This is a genomic window from Spirillospora sp. NPDC049652, assembly GCF_040675125.1.
GTDB lineage: Bacteria > Actinomycetota > Actinomycetes > Streptosporangiales > Streptosporangiaceae > Spirillospora.
In genome coordinates this window covers 1-7,120 of the sequence record NZ_JBFAOF010000331.1, presented here as the reverse complement: position 1 = coordinate 7,120, position 7,120 = coordinate 1, and the positions used below count along the sequence as shown (strand labels likewise).

The 7,120-nt window shown below is 73.5% G+C and carries 4 protein-coding genes and 1 pseudogene; 4 read left to right on the top strand and 1 reads right to left on the bottom strand.

The features are described 5' to 3' along the window. Positions 1-390, bottom strand: a pseudogene (locus tag AB0J52_RS21085) (hypothetical protein); the annotation flags it as partial. 402 nt (positions 391-792) lie between these two features. On the opposite strand from AB0J52_RS21085, the gene AB0J52_RS21080 reads away from it, so the two are divergent. The 4 genes from AB0J52_RS21080 to AB0J52_RS21065 all read left to right on the top strand — a co-directional run bounded on the left by AB0J52_RS21080 (position 793) and on the right by AB0J52_RS21065 (position 7,080). After that, complete coding sequence (locus AB0J52_RS21080) at positions 793-1,941, top strand: EfeM/EfeO family lipoprotein (protein ID WP_500183370.1); 1,149 nt, start codon at positions 793-795, stop codon at positions 1,939-1,941. Between the two features lie 121 nt (positions 1,942-2,062). Further along, the gene (locus AB0J52_RS21075; RefSeq protein WP_500183368.1) at positions 2,063-3,256 is read left to right on the top strand and encodes a Dyp-type peroxidase; all 1,194 of its coding nucleotides are present in this window, start codon (positions 2,063-2,065) and stop codon (positions 3,254-3,256) included. Between the two features lie 291 nt (positions 3,257-3,547). After that, positions 3,548-5,179, top strand: coding sequence for a phospholipase C (locus tag AB0J52_RS21070; protein ID WP_500183367.1), 1,632 nt, complete (start codon positions 3,548-3,550; stop codon positions 5,177-5,179). Between the two features lie 113 nt (positions 5,180-5,292). Next, the gene (locus AB0J52_RS21065) at positions 5,293-7,080 is read left to right on the top strand and encodes a DUF2207 domain-containing protein (RefSeq protein ID WP_500183365.1); all 1,788 of its coding nucleotides are present in this window, start codon (positions 5,293-5,295) and stop codon (positions 7,078-7,080) included. Positions 7,081-7,120: the final 40 nt, after the last annotated feature.

Below are 7,120 nucleotides of genomic sequence, written 5' to 3'. Positions count from 1 at the left end.
GCCCGGGTCGGCGGGCGGCGGGAGCTCGGCGAGCGCGGTGTCGGCGGGCGCGCCCGAGCCGATCCGGTGCAGCAGCGCGGGCAGCGTGGAGTCGGCGAGCTCGCTGATCTGCCGCTCCAGCGACGCCGCGCCGCCGGTCTCGGTCAGCGCGGTCCGCCTGGCCCGGGAGGCGAGCGCGGCGTAGTAGGCGGCGAGGGCGATCGTCACGGTCAGGGCGAGCGCGGCCGCGCCCCCGGCCCAGGCGACGACCGGACGCAGGTCGTCCCCGGTCCGGAAGACGCCGTACAGCCAGCCGGCGCCGAGGACGACGACGGCGACGAGCCACACCGCGAGGGCACGTTCCAGCGGTGCGTGGTCACCCCGGCGGCCGGCGGGGACGGGAGCTGACATCGATCGGTCCTCGTGGGGGGCGGGGGCGGGCGGACGTCAGGCGGACGGCGTGCGCGGGACCGGCCGGCCGGGACGGCGCGTGGAGCGTACGGACACAGTCCGTAGGATGCAGCACCGCGTCCGCGCCACACCGGCTGTTCGCAAAAAAACCGCGCACGCCATGGGCCCTGACGTTAGATGATCACGGAGCGCCGCGCGAACTCGGCCCCCACTCTGCGCCACCCCCCGCTCGCACCGGGTCAGTGCTGGTGGGCGCGGTCCGCCGCCGGTCGGGACGGCCCGTTCACGTGCCCTTCCACCACTGTTCACCTGCGGCGATCCGGCCGGGATCGGGAGGGTTGCGCCCGGACGGGCGGAGACTAGAGTGTGCGCGTTCGTCCGCTCGTTGATGGAGTGTCCTCGATGCGACCGTGGGTTCCGCCGGCCGCCGTGGCCGTCGCCGCGGTGGTCGCGGCGGCCGTGGTGGGCGGTGACGACGCCTCGTCCGGCGGACGGCCGCGGGCGTCCGGGACGGTCCTGGAGGCGACGATCGGCCGCTGCGGGACGGGCTGGACCCACCCGCGCGCCGGCCCGCAGACGCTCCTGGTCCGCAACAGCGGCAACGCGATCGCCGAGGTCCGGCTGGTGGACCGGGCGGGCGCGGTGCACGCCGAACTGGAGGGGCTCGGCCCCGGCGTGACGCGGCCGCTGCGGGTGACGCTGGGCGCGGGCGAGTACGCGCTGCGCTGCTCGGACGACAGCGCGGGCGATCCGCGCACCGGGCCGCTCGTCCGGGTGACCGGCGGCGGTCCGGGCGGTCCGGCCGTCGCGGCGGTGAGCGAGAGCGACCTGTCGGACGCGGTGTCGTCGTACTGGGCGAAGGTGACCGCGGGCGTCGGGCGGCTCGCGGACCGCACCCGCACGCTGCGGGCGGCGGTCGCGTCCGGCGACCTCGCGGAGGCGCGCCGCGTGTGGCTCCCCGCCCATCTGGCGTACGAGCGGCTGGGCGCGGCGTACGGGACGTTCGGCGAGTTCGACGATGCGATCAACGGACGCCCGGAGGGACTGCCCGGCGGCGTCCACGACCCAGGCTGGACGGGCTTCCACCGCTTGGAGTACGGGCTGTGGCACGGCGAGAGCGCGCCCTCGCTCGGCCGCATCGCCGACCGGCTCGACAAGGACGTTCGCGACCTGCGGGCCGACCTGCCGCAGCAGCGCATCGACCCGGCCGATCTGCCTCTGCGCGCGCACGAGATCCTCGAAGGCACGCTGCGGTTCGAGCTGACCGGCGAGGCCGACCAGGGCAGCGGCACCTCGCTGCGGACGGCGGCGGCGAACGTCGAGGGCACGCGGCTCGTGCTCGACGCGCTGCGTCCCGTCCTGCGCACGCGCTACCCGCGCCTGCCCGAGGCGGACGCCTGGCTCGCCCGCCTGGACGCCCGGCTCAAGGGGCACGCGTCGCTGTCGGAGCTGTCCCCGGCGGAGCGCCGCCGCCTGAACGGCACGACCGGCCAGGCGCTGGAACTGCTGGCCCCGGTCGCCGAGATCGCCGCGCCCCGCCGCACCTCATGACCGCCCCGCTGAACCTCATGACCGGACGGGCGCACCGCATGACCGCCCCGCCGCACCGCATGACCGCACTGGCGGCACGGCGTCGTGGTGCGCCGTCCGCACGAGACCGGAGGGCCCTTCCGTGACCGATCGCCGATCGTTCCTGCGGGGAGCGCTCGCCACCGGGGTCGGCGGGTTGGCCGGCGCCTCCGCCGCGTCCGCCACCGCGTCCGACGTGTCGACCGCGGCGAGCGGGGACGGCGGGCGGCCGCTGCGGGGCTTCCACGGCGTGCACCAGGCCGGCGTCGAGGAGGCGCCGCTTCCCCGGACGACCGTCGTCGCGTTCGACGTGATCGCCGAGAACCGGCGGGAGCTGACCGACCTCATGCGGACGGTCACCGACCGGGCCCGCGCGCTCACCGCCGGCGGCGTCCCGGACGGCGCGGGCATCACCGCGCCGCCCACCGACTCCGGCGTGCTCGGCCCGGCCGTCCCCGGCGGGAACCTGCTGGTCACCGTGGGAGTCGGGGCGTCGCTGTTCGACGACCGCTTCGGCCTGGCCGCGCGGCGTCCGGCACGGCTGACGACGATGCCGACCTTCCCCAACGACGCGCTCGACCCGGCGTGGTGCCACGGCGACCTCAGCCTCCAGCTCTCCGCCCGCGACCAGGACACGGTGCTGCACGCGCTGCGCGACATCGCCCGGCACACCCGGGGCGCGGCGCAGATCCGCTGGCGGATCGACGGGTTCTCCGGGCCGCCCCGGCCGAGCGGCACCCCGCGCAACCTGATGGGCTTCCGCGACGGCACGGCCAACCCCGCGCCCGCCGACCTCGGCCGGCTGGTGTGGACGGACGACGGCGGTACCTTCCTGGTCGTCCGGCTGATCCGGATGCTGGTGGAGTTCTGGGACCGGATCGGCATCACCGAGCAGGAGCAGATCATCGGGCGCGCCCGCGACACCGGCGCGCCGCTGGACGGCGACCGGGAGTCCGACCAGCCCGACTTCACCGCCGACCCGGTCGGGAAGATCATCCCGCTGACCAGCCACATCCGGCTCGCCAACCCGCGCACGCCGCGGACAGCGGGCGAGCGGATCCTGCGCCGGGGCTTCAACTACGACCGGGGCGTGGACGCGGCGGGCGACCTCGACATGGGCCTGGTCTTCACCTGCTACCAGCGCGACATCCCGTCCCAGTTCGAGGCCGTCCAGCACCGCCTGAAGGACGAGCCGCTCGTGGACTACATCCGCCCCTTCGGCGGCGGGTACTTCCATGTCCTGCCCGGTGTCCGCGACGGCGGGGACCATCTCGGCCGCGCGCTGCTGTCCGGATAACGCGCGACAAGACAAGACAACGCGCGACAAGGCGGATAAGGCGAGCCCGTGCACCGACGTGGCACCGAAGGAATCCCTCGCGGTCGGCATTAATGGAACGCTTGCCTAATTAACCTTTCGCTAACCTTCCACGAATGATCACCTTCCCGCTCCTTGCCGGACATCCGCCCGTCACCGGGGGCCCTTGAGTTCGTCGCCGCGCGCTGGTGGGATACCGGACGTAGATCAATTCGGTGATCGGTCCCGACGCCCCCCTGCAAGCCGGCGGCCGTGATCCGCTCAGGAGGAAGAATGTCCCCCCGCACCTGGACCGGGCGGCGTCCCGCCGCCACGGTCGCCTCCGTCGCGGCGGGCGTGCTCGCGCTCGCCACCGCCGCCGCATGCGGCACGGCCACGGGGCACGGCACGTCCCTGACCGCGGTGGAGTCGTTCACCGACGCGGCCGCCGCGCGCACCGCGACGCCCATCAAGCACGTGGTCGTGCTGTTCGACGAGAACAACTCGTTCGACCACTACTTCGGCACCTATCCGAAGGCGGCCAACACCGACGGCACCAGGTTCACCGCCGCCCGGAACACCCCGCGCGTGAACGGCCTCACCAAGAACCTGCTCACGCGCAATCCGAACCGGTACAACCCCAAGCGGCTGAAGCCGTCGCAGGCGCTCACCTGCGACCAGGACCACAATTACGGTTCGGAGCAGAAGGCCGTCAACGCCGGGCGGATGGACCGTTTCGTCGAGTCCACCGAGAAGGACAAGTGCACCGGCCAGCCGGTCCTGTTCGGTGAGCCCGGCCTGGTCATGGACTACTACGACGGCAACACCGTCACCGCGCTGTGGAACTACGCGCAGCACTACTCCATGAGCGACAACTCGTGGGACACGGTGTTCGGCCCGTCCTCGCCCGGCGCGATCAACCTCGTGTCCGGGCAGACGCACGGCATCTACGCCGTGGACAACAAGACCCACAAGAAGGTCACCGACCCCTACGTCGTCCAGTCGCCGGACAAGAACGGCGTCGGGACGATGATCAACGACCCGCAGCCCGCGTTCGACGACTGCTCGGCCAAGAACCACACCGCGACCAACAACCTGGGCGTGCTGACCGGGCCGAACGTCGGCGACCTGCTGAACAAGCGGAAGGTCACCTGGGGCTGGTTCCAGGGCGGCTTCAAGCCGACCGGCAAGAACGGCTCCTACGCGGCGTGCGACGCGAGCCACCCGAACGTCGGCGGCATCGCGTCCACCGACTACATCCCGCACCACGAGCCGTTCCAGTACTACCGGTCCACGGCGAACGAGAAGCACCTGCGGCCGACGTCCGTCGCGAAGATCGGCCACCAGGACCGGGCGAACCACCAGTACGACCTGAGCGACTTCGACGCGGCGCTCAAGGCGGGCAACCTCCCGTCGGTCAGCTTCCTCAAGGCCGGCGCCTACCAGGACGGCCACGCGGGCTACTCCGACCCGCTGGACGAGCAGCGCTTCCTGGTGAAGTACGTCAACGCGATCCAGAAGTCCAAGTTCTGGAAGGACACCGCCATCGTCGTCGCCTATGACGACTCCGACGGCTGGTACGACCACCAGAGGCCGCGCATCCTGAACGGCTCGAAGGACGCCTCGGCCGACTCGCCCGCGCTGTGCGGCAAGGCCCCCGTCGCGGGCGGCCTCCAGGACCGCTGCGGCCCGTCCCAGCGCCTCCCGCTGCTGGTCATCTCGCCCTACAGCAAGGTGAACCACGTCGACCACGGCTACAGCGAGCAGACGTCGGTGCTGCGGTTCATCGAGGACAACTGGTCGCTCGGGCGGCTCGGCGGCCACTCCTTCGACGCGCGGGCGACCAGCCTGACCGGAATGTTCGACTTCCGTCACCCCCGCGCCGGGAAGCTCATCCTCGACCCGAAGACCGGAGCGCGCGCCTGAGCCCCGCCCCCACGGGCTCTCCGGGCCGTCCGCCCTCGCCGTCCGCCTCCCCGGACGGTGAGGGCGGACGTTTTTCCCGGAACCCGGGCAAGATCTGCTCGGTCCAACGGAGTATGCGTTGGTTCCGCCTGTGCGCCGCGGCCGGGTTGACCGTCCTCGCCGCACCCACGCAAGCCGCCGCCGCGGCGCCCTCCGCCGTGCCCGCGGAGCGGTCCGCCGTCGCGGCGTCCTCCTTCCACGCCGGTGCCCCGGCCCGCGCCGGGGCGGTGGCGGCGGAACACATCGGCTCCTACGCGGTCCGGCTGGACCTCGGCGCGGACGGGCTGCTGCGCGTCCACGAGGAGATCGCCTACGACTTCGGCGGCTCGTCCGGACGGCACGGCATCGAGCGGAACATCCCCGCGGACCGGGTGCGCATCGGACACGTCCGGGTCACCAGCGCCGACGCGCCCGCCGCGAGCAAGGTCGGCCACCGGGGCAACGAGGTCGACATCCGGATCGGGGACCCCGCGCGGACGGTGACCGGGCTGCGGCACTACACGATCGACTACGAGGTCCGGGACGCCGTCGCCTCGGACACGCTGAAATGGAACGCGGTCGGCGCGGAGTGGACGGTCCCCATCGACTCGGCGACCGTCACGCTCAAGGGACCGGCCGCGTTCCGGTCGCTGGGCTGCGTCGCCGGTCCGGTTCTGGCGACCAAGCCCTGCGGGGGTGCTGGGCGGACCGGCGGTGACACCGCCACGTTCACGCAGAGCCTCGGGGTCAGGCAGGGGATCACCGTGCGGGCGGTCTTCCCGGCCAAGGCGGTGCGGAACCAGCGTCCCGGCGCCTTCCCGGTGAAGACCGGCGTTACTGGTGTGAGCGCGCTCGCGCTGGCGCTGCTGGCCGCGCTGTCCGGCGTGGGGCTGCGGCTGTCCGACCGGTGGCGCCGCCGGAGGCTGCCCGCCACCCTGCCGCGCGACGTCGCGCCCCCGGCCGAGGTCGAGAGCCTGCCGAACGGCGTCGAGCCGTGGGATCCGCTCGCGGTCGTCGCGCTCGACCTGGCAGTCCGGGGGGAACTGCGGATCACCGACGACGGACGGCAGGTCGCGCTCACCCGCGTCCGCGCCGACACCGCCGGCCTGACCGACTACGAGCGGGGCTTCCTGAAGGCGTTCTTCGACGACGGGGACGTCGCCGTGGCCGGGCCGTCCGCACGCGCGCGGCTCCAGCGGGCCGAGCACCGGATCCTCACCGCGGGCCGGGAGCGCGGCCGCCGCTACCAGCGCGGCTGGCTGCCCGCCGCGAGCTGGATCATGGTCCCCGCCTGCTGGCTCACCGGCATCGCCGGATTCGTCCTCGTCCTGGCGAGCCTGCGGGCGGACGGCGGCTTCGACGACCGGTCCGCGATCGGCACCGCGCTGATCGTCCTCGCCGTCGCGGCTGGCCTGCTCCGGCCGAAGAACCCCGTCACCCGGCGGGGGCAGGCGCTGAGCGTCCGGTACCAGCGCTACCTCCACGCCCTGTGGTCCGAACGCACCGAGCCGGACGCCGAACGCCACCTTCCCTACATCGCCGCGACCGGCCAGCGCTCCTGGATGACGGCTTACTACCGCGCGCGGACGGCCGAGGAATCGCTGCCGTCCTGGTACTCCTACACCGGCGAACCGGACAAGGCCGAGGAGCGGTTCGTCGCGCTCGTCCACATGTTCGTGGGCAAGGCGGTCCCGTCCCGGTACGACAGGCGCTCCCGCCCGAGCCCGTCCAGGAGGAGGAAGCGCCGCTCGTCCGGAGGCGGCGGTCACAGCGGTCTCGGCGGAGTCTCCGGGGGAGGCGGCTTCGGTGGAAGCGGCTTCGGCGGGGGCGGCCACGGTGGCGGGGGTGGCGGGGACGGCGGGGGAGGCGGCGGCTCCTGGTAGCGAGCCCCCCGCCGAACGGCGCGAACTGGCCCGTGACCTG

Coding starts and splice junctions, on each gene's coding strand:
- AB0J52_RS21080 (WP_500183370.1), top strand. CDS start 793: ATGCGACCGTGGGTTCCGCCGGCCGCCGTGGCCGTCGCCGCGGTGGTC.
- AB0J52_RS21070 (WP_500183367.1), top strand. CDS start 3,548: ATGTCCCCCCGCACCTGGACCGGGCGGCGTCCCGCCGCCACGGTCGCC.
- AB0J52_RS21065 (WP_500183365.1), top strand. CDS start 5,293: ATGCGTTGGTTCCGCCTGTGCGCCGCGGCCGGGTTGACCGTCCTCGCC.